The 19,711-nt window shown below is 49.5% G+C and carries 18 protein-coding genes; 12 read left to right on the plus strand and 6 right to left on the minus strand.

Annotation, left to right across the window (positions count from 1 at the left end):
• The first annotated feature begins 80 nt into the window (after positions 1 to 80).
• Genes uxaC through ACTHMC_RS24000 form a run of 6 tightly spaced genes read left to right on the plus strand, consistent with a single transcriptional unit; the run spans position 81 to position 6,218 of the window.
• Positions 81 to 1,517: a glucuronate isomerase gene (uxaC, locus tag ACTHMC_RS23975; protein WP_440417099.1), complete on the plus strand. Its 1,437-nt coding sequence runs from the start codon at positions 81 to 83 to the stop codon at positions 1,515 to 1,517.
• Positions 1,518 to 1,546: 29 nt separating this feature from the next.
• On the plus strand, positions 1,547 to 2,308 hold the full coding sequence (locus ACTHMC_RS23980; protein ID WP_440417101.1) for an SDR family NAD(P)-dependent oxidoreductase: 762 nt from the start codon (positions 1,547 to 1,549) through the stop codon (positions 2,306 to 2,308).
• Positions 2,309 to 2,341: 33 nt separating this feature from the next.
• The gene (gene kduI / locus ACTHMC_RS23985; protein WP_440417103.1) at positions 2,342 to 3,172 is read left to right on the plus strand and encodes a 5-dehydro-4-deoxy-D-glucuronate isomerase; all 831 of its coding nucleotides are present in this window, start codon (positions 2,342 to 2,344) and stop codon (positions 3,170 to 3,172) included.
• 20 nt (positions 3,173 to 3,192) lie between these two features.
• A complete protein-coding gene (locus ACTHMC_RS23990; RefSeq protein ID WP_440417105.1) occupies positions 3,193 to 4,215 on the plus strand; it encodes a PfkB family carbohydrate kinase in 1,023 nt (340 codons plus the stop codon).
• Complete coding sequence (locus tag ACTHMC_RS23995) at positions 4,208 to 4,867, plus strand: bifunctional 4-hydroxy-2-oxoglutarate aldolase/2-dehydro-3-deoxy-phosphogluconate aldolase (protein WP_440417107.1); 660 nt, start codon at positions 4,208 to 4,210, stop codon at positions 4,865 to 4,867. Before ACTHMC_RS23990 ends, ACTHMC_RS23995 begins: the two co-directional genes overlap by 8 nt.
• A gap of 49 nt (positions 4,868 to 4,916) precedes the next feature.
• Positions 4,917 to 6,218 (plus strand): MFS transporter, encoded by a 1,302-nt coding sequence (locus ACTHMC_RS24000; protein ID WP_440417109.1) that lies wholly within the window; start codon positions 4,917 to 4,919, stop codon positions 6,216 to 6,218.
• On the opposite strand, the gene ACTHMC_RS24005 is transcribed toward ACTHMC_RS24000, so the two are convergent.
• From ACTHMC_RS24005 to ACTHMC_RS24025, 5 genes are all read right to left on the minus strand, one after another.
• Positions 6,160 to 6,801, minus strand: coding sequence for a Crp/Fnr family transcriptional regulator (locus tag ACTHMC_RS24005; protein ID WP_440417111.1), 642 nt, complete (start codon positions 6,799 to 6,801; stop codon positions 6,160 to 6,162). The two genes, ACTHMC_RS24000 and ACTHMC_RS24005, sit on opposite strands and share 59 nt — an antisense overlap.
• Before the next feature lie 229 nt (positions 6,802 to 7,030).
• The gene (locus ACTHMC_RS24010; protein ID WP_440417114.1) at positions 7,031 to 7,537 is read right to left on the minus strand and encodes a DinB family protein; all 507 of its coding nucleotides are present in this window, start codon (positions 7,535 to 7,537) and stop codon (positions 7,031 to 7,033) included.
• 83 nt (positions 7,538 to 7,620) lie between these two features.
• Positions 7,621 to 9,534, minus strand: a complete 1,914-nt coding sequence (locus tag ACTHMC_RS24015; RefSeq protein ID WP_440417116.1) for a gamma-glutamyltransferase family protein — start codon at positions 9,532 to 9,534, stop codon at positions 7,621 to 7,623.
• A gap of 38 nt (positions 9,535 to 9,572) precedes the next feature.
• A complete protein-coding gene (locus ACTHMC_RS24020; RefSeq protein ID WP_440417118.1) occupies positions 9,573 to 10,319 on the minus strand; it encodes a tetratricopeptide repeat protein in 747 nt (248 codons plus the stop codon).
• Between the two features lie 146 nt (positions 10,320 to 10,465).
• Complete coding sequence (locus tag ACTHMC_RS24025) at positions 10,466 to 11,200, minus strand: LytR/AlgR family response regulator transcription factor (protein ID WP_440417120.1); 735 nt, start codon at positions 11,198 to 11,200, stop codon at positions 10,466 to 10,468.
• Between the two features lie 370 nt (positions 11,201 to 11,570).
• On the opposite strand from ACTHMC_RS24025, the gene ACTHMC_RS24030 reads away from it, so the two are divergent.
• Together ACTHMC_RS24030 and ACTHMC_RS24035 are read left to right on the plus strand one after the other, a co-directional pair.
• Positions 11,571 to 11,954, plus strand: coding sequence for a LytR/AlgR family response regulator transcription factor (locus ACTHMC_RS24030; protein ID WP_440417122.1), 384 nt, complete (start codon positions 11,571 to 11,573; stop codon positions 11,952 to 11,954).
• 26 nt (positions 11,955 to 11,980) lie between these two features.
• Complete coding sequence (locus ACTHMC_RS24035) at positions 11,981 to 13,522, plus strand: hypothetical protein (protein ID WP_440417124.1); 1,542 nt, start codon at positions 11,981 to 11,983, stop codon at positions 13,520 to 13,522.
• Positions 13,523 to 13,614: 92 nt separating this feature from the next.
• Here the strand turns inward: ACTHMC_RS24035 and ACTHMC_RS24040 are convergent, their stop codons facing one another.
• The gene (locus ACTHMC_RS24040) at positions 13,615 to 14,040 is read right to left on the minus strand and encodes an SRPBCC family protein (RefSeq protein WP_440417125.1); all 426 of its coding nucleotides are present in this window, start codon (positions 14,038 to 14,040) and stop codon (positions 13,615 to 13,617) included.
• A 165-nt stretch (positions 14,041 to 14,205) separates the two neighbouring features.
• On the opposite strand from ACTHMC_RS24040, the gene ACTHMC_RS24045 reads away from it, so the two are divergent.
• From ACTHMC_RS24045 to ACTHMC_RS24060, 4 genes are all read left to right on the plus strand, one after another.
• Positions 14,206 to 14,760 (plus strand): dihydrofolate reductase family protein, encoded by a 555-nt coding sequence (locus ACTHMC_RS24045; protein ID WP_440417126.1) that lies wholly within the window; start codon positions 14,206 to 14,208, stop codon positions 14,758 to 14,760.
• 140 nt (positions 14,761 to 14,900) lie between these two features.
• On the plus strand, positions 14,901 to 15,488 hold the full coding sequence (locus ACTHMC_RS24050; RefSeq protein ID WP_440417128.1) for an RNA polymerase sigma factor: 588 nt from the start codon (positions 14,901 to 14,903) through the stop codon (positions 15,486 to 15,488).
• 83 nt (positions 15,489 to 15,571) lie between these two features.
• Positions 15,572 to 16,621, plus strand: a complete 1,050-nt coding sequence (locus tag ACTHMC_RS24055; RefSeq protein ID WP_440417130.1) for a FecR family protein — start codon at positions 15,572 to 15,574, stop codon at positions 16,619 to 16,621.
• 24 nt (positions 16,622 to 16,645) lie between these two features.
• Entirely contained in the window at positions 16,646 to 19,696 is a 3,051-nt protein-coding gene (locus tag ACTHMC_RS24060; protein WP_440417131.1) for a TonB-dependent receptor, read from the plus strand.
• Positions 19,697 to 19,711 lie beyond the last annotated feature (15 nt).

Here is a 19,711-nt window from a genome sequence, read left to right on the forward strand (position 1 = left end):
CGCCGCTGACAAAGGACTTATTTTGACGGTTAACAAACCCCTGACTGATCTCTGAATCTGCCAGGGCTAAATTTATTGTTATGAAGAATTTTCTCGACGAGCATTTCCTGCTCCGGACCGCTACCGCACAACGATTGTACCATAGTTTCGCAAAAGATATGCCGGTGATCGATTATCACGGCCACCTCCCTCCCCAGCAGATAGCAGAAGATACTCAGTTTGAAAATATCTCACAGGTATGGTTATACGGAGATCACTATAAATGGCGCGCCATGCGTACCAATGGCATAGATGAAAAGTACTGTACCGGCAACGCATCCGATTGGGAGAAATTCCAGAAATGGTCGGAGACCGTTCCCTATACACTCCGTAACCCGCTCTATCACTGGACGCACCTTGAGTTGCAGCGCTACTTCGATGTGAAGGACGTGCTCAATCCTGCCTCCGCCAGAAAAGTGTACGAGGCCTGCAATGCCAAAGTGAATACCCCTGATTTTTCCGTGCGCAACCTGCTCCGTAAAATGGATGTACGCGTGGTGTGCACCACCGACGATCCTGTTGACGATCTCCGTTATCACCAGCAGGTAAAATCTGATGGCTTTGAAATTCCCATCCTGCCCGCCTTCCGTCCGGATGCCGCCATGAATGTGGACAATGCCGCCAACTTCAATAATTATCTCGGCCGCCTGGAACAGGCTGCCAATACCAATATCGGTTCCTTTGAGGATTATCTTGCTGCACTGAAGAAGCGTCATGATTTCTTTGCGGAACAGGGATGTTCCGTGAGTGATCATGGTCTCGAAGAGATCTACGCGGAGGAATATACCGAAGCGGAGCTTCGCCGTATCTTTGATAAGGTGCGCAGTGGCAAAACACTGGAACTGCAGGAGCGCAGGCAATTCAAATCCGCCATGCTGGTGCTCTTTGCAGAGTGGGACTGGGAACGCGGCTGGGTGCAGCAATACCATCTGGGAGCATTGCGCAATAACAATGGCCGTATGTTGCAGCAACTTGGTCCTGATACAGGCTGGGACTCCATCGGGGATTTCTCACAGGCGCGGTCGCTGGCCACCTTCCTTAACAGGCTCGATAAAAACAATAAGCTCACACGCACCATTCTTTATAATCTCAACCCGGCCGACAATGAAATGTTCGCCACCATGATCGGCAATTTCAACGATGGTTCCGTTGCCGGAAAAGTGCAGTGGGGCTCAGGCTGGTGGTTCCTGGATCAGAAAGATGGTATGACAAAACAATTGAATGCATTGAGCAATATGGGACTGCTGAGCCGTTTTGTGGGCATGCTCACGGATTCGCGCAGCTTCCTTTCATTTCCACGCCATGAGTATTTCCGTCGTATATTGTGTGACCTGTTCGGAGAGGAAATTGAGAACGGTGAATTGCCGAATGACCTGGACTGGATCGGCAAAGTGATACAGGATATTTGCTATAACAACGCAAAGAACTATTTCAACTGGCAGTTTGCAGATCAGGCAACACTGGTAGCACAACAGTAATCATCGATCAACCGAAGGAATAACAGATTATGGCGAATTTTTTTGATCTAAGCGGCAAAACCGCACTGGTAACAGGTTGCAACAAAGGCATAGGCAAAGGCATGGCCCTGGGGCTGGCAGAAGCAGGTGCCGATATCATCGGCGTATCCGCCTCACTGGCCCCCGGCAGTGAAATAGAAAAAGAAGTGGGGGCACTCGGCAGGAAATTCTACACGCACAAAGCAAATCTCAGCGACCGCGGGAGTTTGTATGCATTTATCAATGAAGTAAAGGGTGGTTCCGTTCAACCGGATATCCTCATCAACAATGCCGGCACCATCATGCGCAAGCCTGCAGCAGAACATCCGGATGACTACTGGGACACCGTTATGAATATCAACCTGGATGCGCAGTTCATCCTGGCCCGGGAATTCGGAAAAGATATGATACAGCGTGGAAATGGCAAGATCATCTTCACCTGTTCCCTCCTCACTTTCCAGGGCGGCATCAATGTTCCCGGCTATGCAGCCAGCAAAGGTGCATTAGGCAGCCTGGTGAAGGCGCTCGCCAATGAGTGGGCATCAAAAGGAGTGAACGTGAATGGTATTGCCCCCGGTTATATCGCAACAGACAATACGGAAGCTCTCCGCGCAGATGAAGCACGCAGCAAGTCCATCCTGGACCGTATCCCTGCATCACGCTGGGGGGAGCCGGAAGATTTCAAAGGGCCTGCCATCTTCCTGGCCTCCGATGCTGCCAGTTATGTACATGGCACCATCCTTACCGTAGACGGTGGCTGGATGGGTAGATAAAAACGAAAGCGCCAAACAACACAAATAAGAACAATGGAGATCAGATTTCAGAATAGTCCGAAAGAAACCAGTACCATGAACACGCAGCAGCTGCGTGATAATTTCCATGTGCCCGGACTGATGACAGACGACCAGTTACAACTGGTATATTCACATTATGACCGTGTGATCCTGGGAGGCGCAAAGCCCGTGAACAGCAGCATAACCCTGGCCAATCATCCTGAACTGCGTGCGGATTTTTTCCTGGAGCGCAGGGAGATCGGTATCATCAATGTTGGTGGAGAAGGAACAGTAACTGCAGACGGGAAAGAATTCCAGCTTAATAAACTCGATTGTCTCTATCTCGGCAAAGGCACTAAGGACGTGGTTTTTAAGAGTAATGACCCCAGGCAGCCCGCTAACTATTTCCTGCTTTCAGCGCCGGCCCATCACACGTATGAGAACCGTAAGCTGAGCAAGGAAGAAGCATCACCTGTAACACTCGGCGATCAGAGCACCGCCAACCTGCGCACCATCTATAAATACATTCACCTGGATGGCATCAGAAGCTGCCAGCTGGTAATGGGACTGACCGTACTGAATGATGGCAGTGTATGGAATACCATGCCATCGCACACGCATACACGCAGGATGGAAGCCTATTTTTATTTCGATGTGCAGGAACAGCACCGTGTTTTCCATTTCATGGGAGAGCCAACGGAAACACGTCATATGCTGATCGCCAATCATGATGCCATCATCTCTCCGCCCTGGAGCATTCACTCCGGTTGCGGAACCGCCAGCTACTCCTTCATCTGGGGAATGGCGGGGGAAAATTTAGTATTCACCGATATGGACGCAGTGCCAATCAGTGAGCTCAGATAAACCAATGAGATTGTTGCGATATGAATAAGAAAGTAGTTTGTTTCGGAGAACTCCTGTTGCGGTTATCGCCTGCATTGAACAGGCAATGGATCCATGATGCATCCATGCCCGTATTTGTTGGCGGCGCCGAGCTCAATGTAGCTACCGCCCTCGCAAGGTGGAAGGTGCTGGTGGAATACAGCACAGCGCTGCCGGATAATTATCTCACCCGTGAGATCTGTGAACACCTCGAACAACAGCATATCAGTACGCGCCCCGTTCATTTTTCAGGTGAACGGATCGGTACCTATTACCTGCCACAGGGAACCGACCTGAAGAACGGTGGTGTGATCTATGATCGTGCATATTCTTCCTTCGGTATGCTCAGGCCGGGAATGATAGATTGGGACGAAGTACTGAAAGATGCGCGCTGGTTTCATTTCAGCGCTATCAGCCCGGCACTGACTGAACAGGTGGCAGCTGTCTGCCGCGAAGGTGCTGCCGCTGCTGCTGCAAAAGGCATCACGGTGAGCATCGATCTCAATCACAGGGCAAGGCTCTGGCAGTATGGCAAGAAGCCGGATACTATCATGCCTTCACTGGTTGAATACTGTGATGTGGTGATGGGAAATATCTGGGCAGCCAATGCATTGCTCGGCATTCCTGTTGATCCTGAGATCCACCTGCATGGCAGTCAGGAAGATTTCCTGGCGCATGCTTCCCGGACTGCACTTGCTTTGCACAAGCAATATCCCAAAGTAAAAACAGTAGCAAATACTTTCCGCTTTGATCAGGGGGATGGTGGTATCCTTTACTACGCATCGCTGGATACAGGCGGACAACAATATCATTCAACCAGACTGGTGGCCTCAACCATCGTTGACAAGGTGGGAAGTGGCGACTGCTTCATGGCAGGCCTCATTTACGGACTTTATCATGGCCATAATCCACAGGAAGTGATAGAAACCGCAGCTGCTGCGGCTTTCGGGAAGCTCATGGAAAAAGGCGATGCCACCAGACAGGATATGGAAACTATCAAAAAAAGAATCAGTGCTCATGGATAAAAACAAACTGATCAGGAAAACGATCACAGAACAGGGGCTTATCCCTTTGTATTTTCATCCGGACCCTACAACCTGCATCGAAGTGATGAAAGCCTTGTATGCAGGTGGTGTCAGAGTGGTGGAATTCACCAATCGTGGCGCAGCGGCGCAGGATAATTTTGAAGCGATGCTGAAAGTACGTGATAAAGAATGCAAGGACCTCCTGCTCGGCATCGGCACTATCAAAACAAAGAAAGATGCCAAAGCCTTCATGAAGTCCGGTGCTGATTTCATCATCGCTCCGGGCATGATCGAAGAAGTGGCAGAAACGGTGCACAAGGAAGAAATGCTCTGGATCCCTGGTTGTATGACAACCACCGAGATCATCAGGGCTGAACAGGCCGGCGCTTCGCTCATCAAACTCTTTCCCGGCAACCTGCTGGGCCCGGGCTTCATGAGCGCTATCCGCGAACTGTTTCCTGACCTGCTCTTCATGCCAACCGGTGGGGTGGAAGCTGAGAAAGAAAATCTTGCCGCCTGGTTCAGATCCGGCGTCAGCGCCGTAGGCATGGGAAGCAAACTGATCACAAAAACTGTTCTTGAAGAAAAGAAATACGATGAGCTCAGTGCAGCCGCCAGCGTAGCATTGCAACTCATCAAAGAGGTAAGATAAACAGGTATCCTACATCTTTCATTCAACACAACCAAAACCCTGAACGATCATGCAGCAAGTCATAGGAAAATACAGGTGGACCATCTGTACGCTCATTTTCTTTGCCACCACTATCAATTACCTGGACAGACAGGTGATCAGCCTTGTAAAAGGCTACGTAGAGGCGGAATTCAAATGGACTGAAATAGATTATGCCAACCTCACTGTAGCATTTCAGCTTTCCTATGCGATTGCGATGATGTTCATCGGCCGCCTTATCGATAAGCTGGGCACCAGGCTGGGATATGCCGTATCCCTGATCGCCTGGAGTGTTGCGGCTATCGGGCATGGTTTTATCAGCAGCACCGGTGGCTTCTTTGTAGCCCGCGCTGCACTGGGTGTAACCGAAGCCGGAAACTTTCCTGCTGCCATCAAAACCACGGCTGAATGGTTTCCCAAGAAAGAAAGATCACTGGCAACCGGTATCTTCAATTCCGGTTCCAATATCGGAGCTATCATTGCGCCACTTACTGTTCCATTCATTGCAGAAGCACTCAACTGGCGCTGGGCCTTTGTGATCACAGGCGCTGTAGGCCTGATCTGGCTGATCTTCTGGTTCTGGTTATATGAAGTACCCGCACGCAGCAAACGTTTGAAAAAACCTGAGTTCGATTATATCCACAGTGATGAGGATGAAAAAGCTGAAGAAAATGCAGCCAGTACCAGCAAGAAAATATCCTGGGGCCAGTTGCTGGGTTATCGCCAGACATGGGCTTTTGCACTCGGTAAATTCATGACCGATGGCATCTGGTGGTTCTATCTTTTCTGGTTGCCCGACTTCCTCAAAAAACAATACAGTCTTACTACTACAGATATTGCAGTACCCGTGGCCATCGTGTATACAATCGCTGCTTTCGGCAGCATCTTCGGAGGCTGGGTTCCGGGCAATCTCATCAAGAAAAACTGGCCCGTATTCAAAGCCAGGAAAACTTCCATGTTCATTTATGCACTTTTTGTATTGCCGGTAATGGGAGCACAGTTTTTCGGTTCCTTCGGTATGTGGTATGCGGTGCTGATCATTGGTCTGGCAGCTGCTGCCCACCAGGCATGGAGTGCGAATATCTTCACCACTGTTTCAGATATGTTCCCCAAGAGAGCGGTGGCCAGTATCACAGGGATTGGCGGTATGGCGGGTGGCCTTGGCGGTATCCTTATTGCCAAAAGCGCCGGTTACCTGTTTGAGTATTACAAAGGACAGGGCGATATCACGGTAGGTTATATGATCATGTTCGTGATCTGCGGCCTGGCGTATCTTACAGCATGGCTGGTAATGCACCTGCTGGTTCCGAAAATGAAGCGAGCAGTGCTATAAAACTGGAATAGCGGCTGCCTGTCTGCCCGGCGCGTATGCGGCTCAGCGTTACCTGTGTTATGCCCAGGTATGATGCAATATAACCGAGCTGCACACGCCTGATCAGTTGCGGATTCTGCTCCAGGAGTTGCTGGTAACGGACTGCAGCGGGGAGGCTCTGCTGTATCATGAAATCCCTTTCTGTTCTGATCAGCTCGTATTCTGCAAGTTTGCGCCCCCAGTTGGCAATATCTATATTCGTAGAGAAGAGATGTTGCAGGTTGTCCTGCGAAATAGTATAGAGGATGGAATCTTCCAGCAGTTCCACTGTTTCGTAGCCCGGCTTATTGGCAACATAACTGTAATAACTGATGGCTATATCCCCTTCAGTGCCGAACCAGAATGTGATCTCCTTATTATCCCTTACGGAAAATGCGCGCGCAATGCCACGCTCTATCAGGTAGAGCTGTGTGCCTGTTCTTCCTTCCCTGAATAAATGGTAACCCTTTGGAAGGCTCACCTGTTCCAGATGGGAGAGGAGCAATTCCAATGCTTCCGCTGAAAGCGGGTAAAGCGATTGTATCTTTTTCAGTACGTTGTTCACGGGCTGCAAGATACGCAACGGGCATTAAAACGGTCTTAACAATGACCGAGCAGCCAGTAGAAAAAGATAAAGAGTAAAATGGTGCCAACGCAGCCGCCGCCCCATTTCCAGGCGCCGTAACCTGCCAGTAAAGTCCTGAGCCAGTTTTGCATAACAGTTGATTTTATGATGAACTTAACATGAGTCTCAAAAAAATCGTGCCATTGCAAAACGGGCCCGGACCCTGTATTTACGACTTCATTGCTTCCATTTCATCGGCACTTGGCCCGTAACTGCCTGGGATCGGTACATTCAGCAGGCGAAGAAACACGCCTAACTGCGCACGGTGGTGAATGGTCTGGCAAAGGCTCATATGGATCACTTCGCCCCTGGTGCGTGCACTGATAATATGCGCGCCACTGCGAAGGGTCCAGGTTGGTAAAAGGTCCGCATCACTTGCTTTTTCCAACTCACTCTGTCCTTTCGCAAGGCTCAGATCAAAGAAGTCAAGCAGGTCCTGCGTGTTGTTCACGGCCGGATATGTATAGGGATTATTTTCAAAATCCAGTTCACTGGTAGCGAGCGCCATCTGAGTCCATCCGGGCAATTCCGCCACATGGGTAGCCAGGCGTTTCAGCGTCATACTCCTGGGGTGCGGTTGCCAGTCGAATTTGTCCACGGGCACAAGAGCCAGGAATTTACGGGTGGTTTCGGCTTCATTGTTGAGTTCTGCGAGGAGTGTCTTTGCGTTGTACATGGTGTTTGTTTTATGAATACAAACCTACCGTCGCAGAGTGACAGCCTTATGTCAGCAGCCTCCGGAATTATTTAAAATATTTTTTACCAACCGATCCCATAGTCCTCTCCATGGTTTGAACTGCCTCCCCAGAATGAGCCATGCTTCCAGTCGAACCAGATGGCATTGACAGGTCCACTGGTCCTGTCATCAAAGCTCAGCGTATATCCCATTTTCTTCAGTGCTTCACGCACAGGTTCGGGAGTGGTATTCTTCAGCAAAAGATGACCCGGACGGGGCGCCCTTTCTTTTTCGGATGTGCCGCCCAGTGAGAGCCAGAGCTGGTTGCTGTTGATATTGGCTGCTTCTGCAGCCTGCTGCACTGTCATGCCGAACTCCACCATATTCAGGAAGAACTGCAGCAGGTTCTGGTCCTGCGTATCCCCGCCCTGTACGGCAAAAGAAAGAAATGGCTTACCATCCTTCAGTGCCAGCGTGGGCGTGAGCGTTACGCGCGGACGCTTGCCGGGCTCCACCACATTGAAGGGATTGAGTTCAGGATTGGTAACAAAACTCTGCATGCGCTGGCTCATACCTACGCCGGTTTTCCCGGCAATGCAGGCGGGAATCCAGCCTCCGCTGGGCGTGATGCTTACCACCCAGCCGCTCTCGTCCGCCGCTTCCACACTGGTGGTGCCGCGCCAGAGACGATCCTGGTATATAGAATCTTGGTTATAACGGCCAGGGATATACGCATTGCTGTTCCTTACATCATGCGATGGAACAAACTGTGGGTTGGAGCGGCTGGAAGTATCAATCAACAGCCCTCTTTTTTTCAGCAGTTCCAGGTAAGGATTGCTTTTACCTTCAAATGGGTAGGGGTCGCCCGGTCCTGCCATGGCATCATTTTTATCAGCACTGATCAGTTTGGCGCGTTGTTGGGCATATGCTTTGGAAAGCAGGCCCTGCATGGGTTCTGCGGGAGGGAAGTAAGGATCGCCGTAATAAAAATCACGGTCGGCAAAGGCCAGGTTCATTGCCTGGTACACTGTATGGATATACGCTGCTGAATTATATCCCATGGCTTTCAGGTTGAAGTTTTCCAGGATGTTCAGGCTTTGCAGCATCATGGGGCCCTGCGTCCACTGGGAGAGTTTGTATACTTCAATTCCTTTATAATTGGTATGCATTGGTTCCTCTACGTGGATCTTATAGGTAGAAAGGTCCTGCAACGTAATGAGACCGCCCTGCTCCTGGCATCCTCTCACAAATTCTTTGGCGATATCACCTTTATAAAAGCGGTCGGCAGCGGCGTAGATGGCTTCTTTCCGGCTCTTCTTTTGTTTGAGGGCCTGCTGTTCGGCCTCCACCATTTTCTCCAGGGTTGCTAACAGGTCTTTCTGAACGAAGATCTCCCCGGCTTCCGGCGCTTCGCGTTTTTCGCCGGGATGCGTGAGGAAGACTGCTTTGGAGTAAGGCCACTCTTTGATCCGGGCTTTACCACGCTCGATGCTGTTGGCTGTTTGTGCTTCTATGGGGTAACCGGCAGCCAGTTGCATGGCAGGCGCCAGTACTTCTTTTAATGAAAGGGTGCCGTATTCCGCCAGCATATGGCATAGACCGGCAGGGGTGCCTGGTGTAACAGCAGCCTGTGGGCCGAATTCGGGAGGGAAGTCCAGTCCCTGTCCTTTGAAATGAGCAGCAGTGGCACCCGTGGGAGCTACGCCCAGCGCATTGATGCCGATCACTTTCTTTGTTTGGGGATTGTAGATGAGCGCCTGTGTTTCTCCACCCCAACTGAGCACATCCCACATGGTGCAGGTGGCGGCCAGCATAGCGCAGGCTGCATCAACGGCATTGCCGCCTTTCTGGAAAGTGATACTTCCGGCAGTGGCGGCCAGTGGTTTGCCCGTAATGGCCATCCAGTGTTTACCGTGTAATGGAGGTTTCTGGGTTTGTTGTGCAGCTATAGTTAAAGTGGCGGCTGTCAGGCAGCCGGCTAACAGTAGACGTTTCATGTATGGTAAGATACCAAAAAAACGTCCGTCTTGTGCTATCAGGCGCCCAATTTACGAAGGGCGTCCTTACTCAGCTGGAACCATTCGCGGTTGTCGTTCTTTTCACGGCTGCTCAGGTGGGTGGATTCTTCCAGGATCTGCCTGAACTGACTGATGGCCTCCTCTTTGCGTTCCGCTTTTTCCAGGAAGATACCGTAATTGTAGCGGGCTTCGTAATTGGCGAACTGTCCGTTCATGAGCCTGAATTCCTTTTCAGCCTTTGCTTCATCTCCGGTATAAGCAAGGCTGAGGGCATAGAGCAGGTGCACACGTGAGCGGCTGAACTGCGGCAGGGTGGTTAGTTGTGAAGCGGTTTTCACAACAGCTTCGTAGCGCTGCTGCGCAAAATAAGCGATGGCCAGCTGACCACGCACGTGTTCGTTCTCGGTGAAAGCGCCGGTAAGGCTTTGCTCATAGAGCTGAATGGCTTTGCCGGTTTGTTTATTGGCCAGGTAGGCGTCAGCCAGTTCAATACGGTTATTGAAGGTATCGGAGAAGCGAAGCCTTTCTTCCAGTTTGGCAATGCGCCCGCCGGGATTGATGGCGTTGGAGAGATGGGTGAGATTGGATTGTACGTTCTGTACTTCACGCCTGCTGAACATTTCAGTGAAGATGTAAATGAGTGCGCCTACCACTGGCAGGAACACTATCAGCCAGATCCATTTCTGGTGGGTGTTACGTCTGAGGGCATGCAGCACACAGATAACCTGTAATCCGACAGCGATGTAATAATAATTAGATAACATGGTGTGCAGGGTTGATGATCCTATCGGACGCAAAGAAAGAAAGTTTCCGGCAAATAGCAAATTGCGCTGCACCAATAAAACAATCCCCGCTCCAGGAATGGAGCGGGGGTATAATCGACCCTATTCCTTATATCATTATTACATTATTATTCTCCTAACCAGCGTTTGAATTCAGACACTTTATCCCTGCTCACGATGATCTCTTTTTCAAACGGTGTGTTCAGTACCAGTTTTACCCTGCCTCCGAAATAAGAATACATTTCACGGATATCATCAAATGCCACGATGGTGGCGCGGTTCACACGGAAGAAACGGTCCGGATCGAGCAGTGTCTGCGTGAGCGTTTCAATGGAATGATGCAGGATGTATTTCCTGTTGTCTTTTGTTTTGAGAAAGTTCAACCGCCCTTCTGCAAAAAAGATTGCGATCTCGTCTGTCCGGATTGACAGCAGCTTCTCCCTTGTCTTCACCAGGAAACGCGGCTGGTACTGCGTGGCAGTTCCAAAAGTGCGTGTGGGTACAGCGGGCTGTTCGGCTGTATCATTCAGGCTGAGTATCGATTTGGCGAGCTGTACATGCTGAAGTTTTACCGGCAGTGCATCCTGTTGCTGGAATTTACGCAGACTCGTATGCTTGAATGAATTAGTGAACAGGAGTGGACTGCTAAGATGGCCTTCCTGCAGATAACGCAATGCACGGTTATTCAGTTGCAGTATATCCACCAGCAGCAAGTCCGGCTCACTGTTCACTTTCAGATAACGTACGAAATCAAAAAAATCAGTGAAGTGATCAACACTTTCTGGCCGCTCTTTCGATTGCAGCATGTCTTCGCGCAGGCGACTGGCGATCTTTTCTTCTTCTTCTATGATTACGACTTTCATAATTTAATTGTGTTCCTATGACAATACAAAATTAGTTTTCTGCATTCCTGCAGAAATAGCATAATCATGCTAACTAGTGAATACGCGGCAGCGGGGCGAGTGGGAGGGCTGCTATCGAAACCGGAGAAGTGAAAAAGCACAACCGGTTGGTCTCCTGATTTGGCTGGCTCGTAAGATTTTTGGGAGTATCCACCCGTATATCCTTTTCCGGGAACTGTGATGGGTGTAGTTTTCAGTTACAAATCCCAAATCCCTATGACCCAAAAACTACTTTACCTGCACATTGCTTTCAATAAGCCTCTCTCCATTCTACCTGTATCCATCCTTACACTGATCGTGCTAATTTATTGTTTCAAGTAATGCTACCTGAATGAAAGAAGTATTAACCGAGACTTATTCTTCGGCCAGCCTTCGCTATCAGCAAAGGTTCCTGGTGAAGAACAAGCAGAAGCTAGTGTCGATCCGTGTTTCAGAAGTGTCTTTGTTTTATGCTGAAGGAAGGATCAATTTCATGAAAACCACGGACAATAAGAAATTCATGATCGCGCAAACGATGGAATCGCTGATGACCTCACTGGACCCTGCGGATTTCTATCGTGTTAACAGGTCAACCATCATTGCATTCGATGCCATCAAGGATATGTATGCCTACTTTGGTGGCAGGGTAAAAATAACCCTCCAGATCCCGCTGGATAAAGAGATCATCGTGAGCAAAGACAAGGTCAGCGGTTTCAAGAAATGGCTGGGTGAATAGTTCAGGCAACCCCTAAATCCATACATATGAGAACTTTTATTGCTTACGCAATCCTGCTGCTGGTATATTCCAGCGGTAAAGGCCAGGATATTATCCGGGATATAACGTTTAACAACGACCGGAATACAGCCAATGCAGTGGTAAGATGTATTGCCGTGCAGGCCGACCAGAAAGTGGTCTTCTTCGGCAACTTCTCCTTCTATAATGGTGTCTGGAAACCTTACGGTACCCGTGTACTCAAGAACGGAGAGATCGATCCTGATTTTCAGGTGCTGAATATGGATGGAAGGGCCGATGTGGTGGTTGTTCAACCCTGGGACCAGAAGATCCTCATCGGTGGCGGCTTCACTACTATCAATGGCGTCAGCCGCAGAGGAGTGGCCAGGTTGCATACAGACGGGTCACTCGATCTCAGCTTCAACCCCGGCACTGGCATCGACGGTTCCTATGGAGGCGACATGCGCGTATGGGACCTGGTAGTGAAAGACGCTCCTGTGCCCGCTGACAGGCGGATCATCATCGGTGGACAATTCGAGACTTATAATGGTGTTCATATCGGCACAAAAGGCGGCGTGGTGCAGCTCTTCGAGAATGGCACACGTGATGCCAGTTACAATCCCCTGGTGGAAGATGGAGCTGTATACGCGCTGTGCCTCGACAGTAGCAATAAACTCCTGGTAGGCGGTGAGTTCTGGAAGGTAGGCGGATCATTCAAGCTCCGTATCGCACGCCTCAATGAAAATGGTACGCTCGATAATACATTCAGCAGTGGAACCGGTTTCGCAGGCCCTTTCGCTTCAGTGACTTCTATCGGACTGATGCCTGACAACAGAATTGTTATCGGAGGCTACTTCCAGCAATTCAATAGTATCACACGCCGTGGGCTGGCGCGGCTGAACGCTGATGGTTCCCTCGATCCAACTTTCAATACCGGCGATGGATTTCAGAACGGAACATCCGTACATGATTTCGCAACTGAAGTACGCACCGTTCTGCCAATGGCAGATGGTTCAGTGATAGTGGGTGGAAACTTCACAACTTTTAACGGAATACCCTGCGGAAATATCATCCGCCTGAAACCGGATGGAACGCTCGACACAGGGCCGGCATTCGGAACAGGATTCAATGAATGGGTGATGGACCTGAAACTGCAGGCTTACCTGCCCGGTGAAGCACGCATCCTGGCCGGTGGCTTCTTCAACACCTACCGGTCAACGGCACAGGGTTCCCTGATGAGAATGTGGACACCCATTTCACTGGCGGTGGGGCCGCCCAAAACGCCTGTTACCAGGCCGGGTGCAAAAAATGAACATATTTCTTTTGCAGTATTCCCCAATCCATATAAAGAAAAGATCACTATCAGAAGTCTGAAATCTAAAGCAATGAGTTGTACCGTTCAGCTTTTCAATGCAGAAGGTAAACTACTGCTTACCCGCCCGATGGTGGCAGGCACAGGTAATGATGTTCAAATTGATATTCCCGTCAGTGCAAGAAAGAACACAGTGCTTCGTATTGTGGATGCAGAAGGGAAAACTCAGTACAGTACGTATTTAATCTCTCTCCAATAACCGTCCCCGTTCCTCCCACCGCCGTTTCCACGTTGTGGTGGCTCGTTTAAGGTACAGAGGGCATACCTGGGTGTATGCCCTCTTCTCTTTCATCAATGGGTTTCCGCGTATTGCTTGAAATTGTCAAGGATCCCCTGCCAGCCTGCACGCTGCATATCCTCAGCGTTTATATTCTCCGCTTCAAAAACTTCCGTCAGTTTTACCGAATTACCTTCCTGCTCAAAAGTCACCTGCACTTTCCTGCCATCTGCAATGGTGTATTCAATCAGTTTGTTCTCTGTCACAGCTGTATAAGTGCCTTCAAAATCAAAACCCATGCTGCCGTCTTTAGCTTCCATGCGGTGCTTGAACGTACCACCTGCACGGAGATCGTTCTCGGATGTTGGCGTATGCCAGTCGGGGTGACCTGAGTTCCATTCAGTGATTGCTTTGGGATCATTGAAGAGCCTCCATACTTTTTCAATGCCAGCATTGATGATGGCTGATACTGTGATGGCGTTTCTGCTGATGGTTTCCATATCTTATTTTTTAAGGTTTTTATTGTTTGTGATTGTGATACAAACTTAGCGCGGTAATTGGGAACTCACCGAGTGTGATCGCGACTTTCATGAGGCGTTTTTGCGGCAAGACCGTTGATGGCTGGTTTTTTGGTTTACATTTAATCATCACATAAAACAACAACAATGCGTAAACTCACTGTTTTCAACTTCACAACTCTGAATGGATTTTATAAAGGACCGGAGGAAGATATCAGCTGGAATCAACACGGCCCGCAGGAAAATGAACATGCCGAGAATGGTTTGCAATCAGGCAATATCCTGCTTTTCGGAAGACGTACCTATGATATGATGGCGGGCTTCTGGCCTACAGATCAGGCCCGCGCCATGATGCCTTCGGTAGCGGAGGGCATGAACAAAGCGGAGAAACTGGTGGTATCCCATAGCCTTACCCACCCCTCCTGGAACAATTCCCGCGTGCTCAGCGGAAACCTGGAAAAGAATATCCGGGAACTGAAGCAAAGCGCCGGAAAGGATATCACTATCCTGGGCAGCGGCAGCATAGTGGCGCAGCTCACCGATCTGGGGCTGATAGACGGCTACCAAATCATGATCAACCCGGTGGCGCTGGGAGCCGGTACAACCCTTTTCCAGGGCATCAAAAGGCCGCTGAACCTGAAACTGGTCAACTCTTCCGTTCTCAGCAACGGCATACTGGTACTGGATTATGAACCGGTTTAAAAACCGGACTCTTCACCGTTAATTTATTTTTATATATTTATACCCGTTGACGCTTGCGCCAAACCTTTCCCTAACGCACAAATTGTTTTCCCGATTTCGACTGAAATCGATTTCCTTACTTGCTAAACTTGCAGGAAGAAATGAACCAGGAATCAACGGAACCATTGGCTGACGCAAGACGTTGGGAGCTTTTCCTCCAGGGGGATGAGCGTGCATTTGAGCAGCTATACCATCAGTATTACCATTTATTGTTCAATTATGGCTATCGCCTGAGTGCAGACAAAGAGCTGATCCGGGAGGGTATCCAGCATTTGTTTGTGAAACTGTGGACCAACCGTGGAGGGTTGTCCGCCACTCCGCACGTAAAACAATACCTCTTCAAGGCTTTCCGTCATCATATGCTGTCCCTGCTGGAGCAACACCGGAGAGAAACCTTCGTTCCTGAGGACGAAGTGAGCCTGGTGCAGGATTCCCGCGAGGAAAAGATCATCCGCCTGGAAACCGCCTGGCAGAACTCCCGCAAAGTGCAGGAAATGCTCTCCACTCTCACCCCCAGGCAGAAGGAGGCCATCCACCTCCGTTTCTTCGGTAATCTCTCCTATGAAGAGATTGCATCCGTAATGGATATGCAGGTGGGCGGTACTTACAAACTCATCTACCGCGCACTGGAAAGGCTGCGCGAAAGCACCCCCATCTTCTTCATGATCGGCTGCTGGATAGGCCTGTAAAAATTCTTTTTAATTTTTTGGGATAAAATCTGCCAATCCACTGTATTATTAAAAGAGGACCTTATTCGCGAATCATTATGAGTATGTCTGATCAGCAATATGCAAACTGGGGTGTGGCCGAATTTGTGGCGGATCCTGCCTTTCAGGAATGGATCAGTGGCACTGCAAACTCCGGAAAGCTGGAAGCGCACTGGCTTAAAGTTCAGGCGTGTTATCCTGAGCTTACCACGGTTATGCAGGAGGCTGCCCGCATGGTCCGGGAACTGCGCGCGCAAACGCCTGTGCAGGATGAAGAAGGGGAAATGCTGGTCTGGCAGGCCATTCAACGGGAAACCGGTCTGGGTAAACCAACTGCCATTACCCGGAAACTGGTGCGCTGGCCCGCAGTAGCGGCAGTGGCAGGTATCATACTGGTGCTGGGAATCGTTGCCCACGTGCTCTGGCTTCATCCCTCCAAAGAAGTGATGGAAACCACCGACAACCGCGGCGCTTTCAAGCTCATCAACCTGCCCGACTCCTCCAAAGTGATGCTGGGCGCCAATTCCAATATCAGGTATCCTGAAAAATGGAACCGGAAGAACCCACGCGAAGTATGGCTCAAAGGAGATGCACATTTTGAAGTGAAACACTTCAATCAGAATGAGTCCGCTGTTGCAGAAAATGAAAAATTCCTGGTGCATGTAAATGACCAGGTGGAAATAGAAGTGCTGGGAACCGTCTTCAATGTATGGAACCGCAATGGAAAAACAGAAGTGGAACTGGAATCAGGAAAGGTGAAACTGCATATGAAGGGAACCGATCAGCAACTGGTGCTGAAACCCGGAGAAGTAGCTACCATCAACGGCTCAAAGCTGCAACTCAACCAGGAAAGATCTGACCTGGTACTGCAGGGCCCTGACCACGACAAGCTTTTTAATCTGAACAACACATCGGTTGCAGAAATCATCACGTTGATCACCCGGACCTATGGAAAGAAAGTGATAGTGGAAGATTCCAACCTGCTTTCCAGAAAGATCGATGGCGTATTGCCTCTTTGCCATGAAAAAGACCTGTTGTTTGCACTCTCGGGGATCCTCGATATCCGCGTAAGGCAGGCAGATGCCCATACCTGGGTATTTAGTACGGCTGAATAAACCCAATATATCAAACAGCTATGCATGCGTAGAAAACTAATTTTTCTGCTGGTACTCCTGTGCGGGGTAGTGGCAGGCTTTGCACAGACATCAGACAAATCACTCAAAGAAGCCCTGGACCTGTTGACGAAAGAAAAAAAGACCCGCTTCATTTTCGAGCGGACAGTAGTAGAAGGGCTTCGTGTGAAGTACAACTGGAGCGAAGTAAAAGACAAAAAAGCACAGGATGTGCTCAATGAATTATTATCCCAGGTTGGATTGTATTCATTGTCTGTAGGCAACAATTATTTTGCGATCAAGAAATCCAAAAAGCCTGCGGAGAATGAAAGTACTAACCCTGCAGCTACTAAAATCCTTATCGGCGTCAGGCAGGATTCCGCCAGGATGGCCGTCACCAAAGGCGCTACCATCCTCAGTGGAGTGGTAAGGGAAAGAGATACCCGCAAGCCCGTGGAAGGGGCTACCATACAGGTTTTGCCTTACGGGCTTTATGCCATTACAGACAAGAACGGGATGTTCTCTATCAAAGAAACACCTGTAGCCCGGTTACGTATATCCGTTAGTGGTTTAAGTATGATCCCGGAAGACCGGGATATCAACCTGGAAAACTATAATGAGCGTTTTCAGGCTTTCAATCTTACCACCCATGCCCTTGGCCTCAAGGAAGTAGTGGTGGTGGCCAAAGAGAACAAATACGGTTCTACTTCCTCCACCATTTCAAGAACAGCCATCGAACACTTGCAGGCTACCAGCATCTCTGATGTACTGCAGCTCCTGCCCGGTGGTCTCGCAAACAACCCCAACCTGAATGATGTGAACAGAGTGAGCATCCGCCAGGTGAATCCCAGCCTGCTCGGAAGTTTGGGAACCTCCATCATGGTGAATGGTTCCCCGTTCTCCAACAATGCCAATATGCAGGTGTCAAATACCAGCACGGGTGGCGCCAATGCGGGCTTTGCCACATCCAGCGGTGGTGGCGCTGACCTCCGCCAGTTCTCTGCAGATAATATAGAATCCATTGAAGTGATCCGTGGTGTTCCTTCTGCCGAGTACGGTGATCTTACTTCCGGAGCACTGCTCATCAAAACAAAAGCAGGCGTTGAGCCGCTAAAGCTCACAGCCCGCGTGAATCCTCGCATTACCCAGTTCTACGGAAGCAAGGGGTTTGCAGTGGATAAGAAAGGCGGTGCATTGCGCGCAGATCTTGATTATACACGCTCTTTCAATGATCAGCGTTTTGAATACCAGGGCTATCACAGGATCACAGCCGGATTGATGCACACAAAAAAGTTTGGCACCCGCAAGCCTTTTACCACCACCACCGGTTTCACTTACTCCATGAACCTGGATGAGCAGAAGCTAGACCCCGATGATAAACGCTACCAGATTGTTACCAAAGCACAGGATTACAATTATCGCTTCAATTCAAATGGAAAATGGGAGCTCGGAAAGAAGTTCGCACGCCAGCTTGAATACAATGTGAGTGTGAATTATGCGGAACAGAAAGGCTTCCAGCAGGAACTGTACAGCGGTGCTATCTACCCGCTTTCCTATGCCATGGAGAACGTTACACTGGAAGGACAGTTCGTTCCGTCTGAATATCTTTCAAAGGTTTGGATCGATGGAAAACCTCTTAACATTTTTGCCAAGATCACCAATAGTTTCATTCATCGCGGCAACTGGCTTACCCATCGCGTGCTGATGGGAGCAGAATGGAAAACGGATAAGAATACAGGCGCCGGTAAAACCTACGACCTTAGCAAGCCTCCGCGTATGCAGAGTGGAAACGGCTCCAGGCCACGCTCTTACAGTGATATCCCTGCACTCAATCAATTGAGCTTTTTTGCGGAAGATCTGATGCTGGCCAATGTATTCGGTAAGCGCATGAGCCTGCAGGCCGGTATCCGTTTCGATAATATCCAACCCGATGGTATCTGGACCAGCAAGAAGAATACTGTAGCGGCGCCTCGACTGAACTGGAGTTACGAAATACTGCCCGGCTTCAACATGCGCGCAGGATGGGGCATCACGGCCAAAGCACCATCACTGCTTTATCTCTATCCGCAGAACGCTTACTTCGATCTTATCAACTACAACAGGTATTCATCAGTGCCCAACGAATCACTGGTATACATCACAACCCGTGTATTCAATACGGAGAACGATAATCTGAAAGTGATGAAGACCAATAAAAAAGAACTTGGGTTCGACTGGAATATCGATAAGAAGAAACGCCTTACTGTTACTGCCTATCATGAGAAGACCACCAACGGTTATGCCTTTGCCAATTCTTTCAACAGCGTGAAGATCGTACCACTGGAACTGTACAAGGCCATTTCATTGCCTCCCGGTCAGAAGCCGGTGGTGAATACCAATACAGACAGCTTCGTGAATTTTGTGGCGGACTACAATATGCCACTAAACTTCATCGATGTAACCAACAGGGGCATCGAGTTTGATCTGGATATGGGCCGTTTTGATGCCATCCGGACAACATTCGTACTGAATGGCGCTATCATGCAAACAGAGTCTGCCACTACGGATTACACCATCAGCAAGAGACAGAATGCAGGTCAGGACCCTGACCGTATCGCTGTATTTGATAAAGGACGTGGCAAGAAAGAAGAACGCTTCAGCAGCACTTTGCGTATCATCCATAATATCCCGGAATTCAGGCTGGTGATCTCACTGGCTGCTCAAACCATCTGGTGGCAGAAGGAAAGGAATATCGGAGTGGATAGCGTTGCCATCGGTTATATCGCAAGGGCTACCGGTCAGTTCAGCATGTTGTCGAAAGGAGAGCGTGATGCCCTGGCTGCCGCGCCCAATACGCCTGCCAGAAGAGAGCTGGTGGAAAATTACAACCCGGAATATTTCAAACAGGAAAAGTGGAACCCGCTCTGGTTGTTCAACCTGCGCGTGTCGAAAGACATCGGTAAGGGCATGAGTTTCGCTTTCTTCGCCAACAACGTTTTCAGCCATCAGCCGCTGGAAAGGAGTGCGAGATATTCCACCCAGTATGAGAGAAGGAATATCGACCTGTTCTTCGGAACCGAAGTGATCTTCAAATTCTAATCATTCAAAAGAACA

This window comes from Pseudobacter sp. (assembly GCF_051955275.1).
GTDB lineage: Bacteria > Bacteroidota > Bacteroidia > Chitinophagales > Chitinophagaceae > Pseudobacter.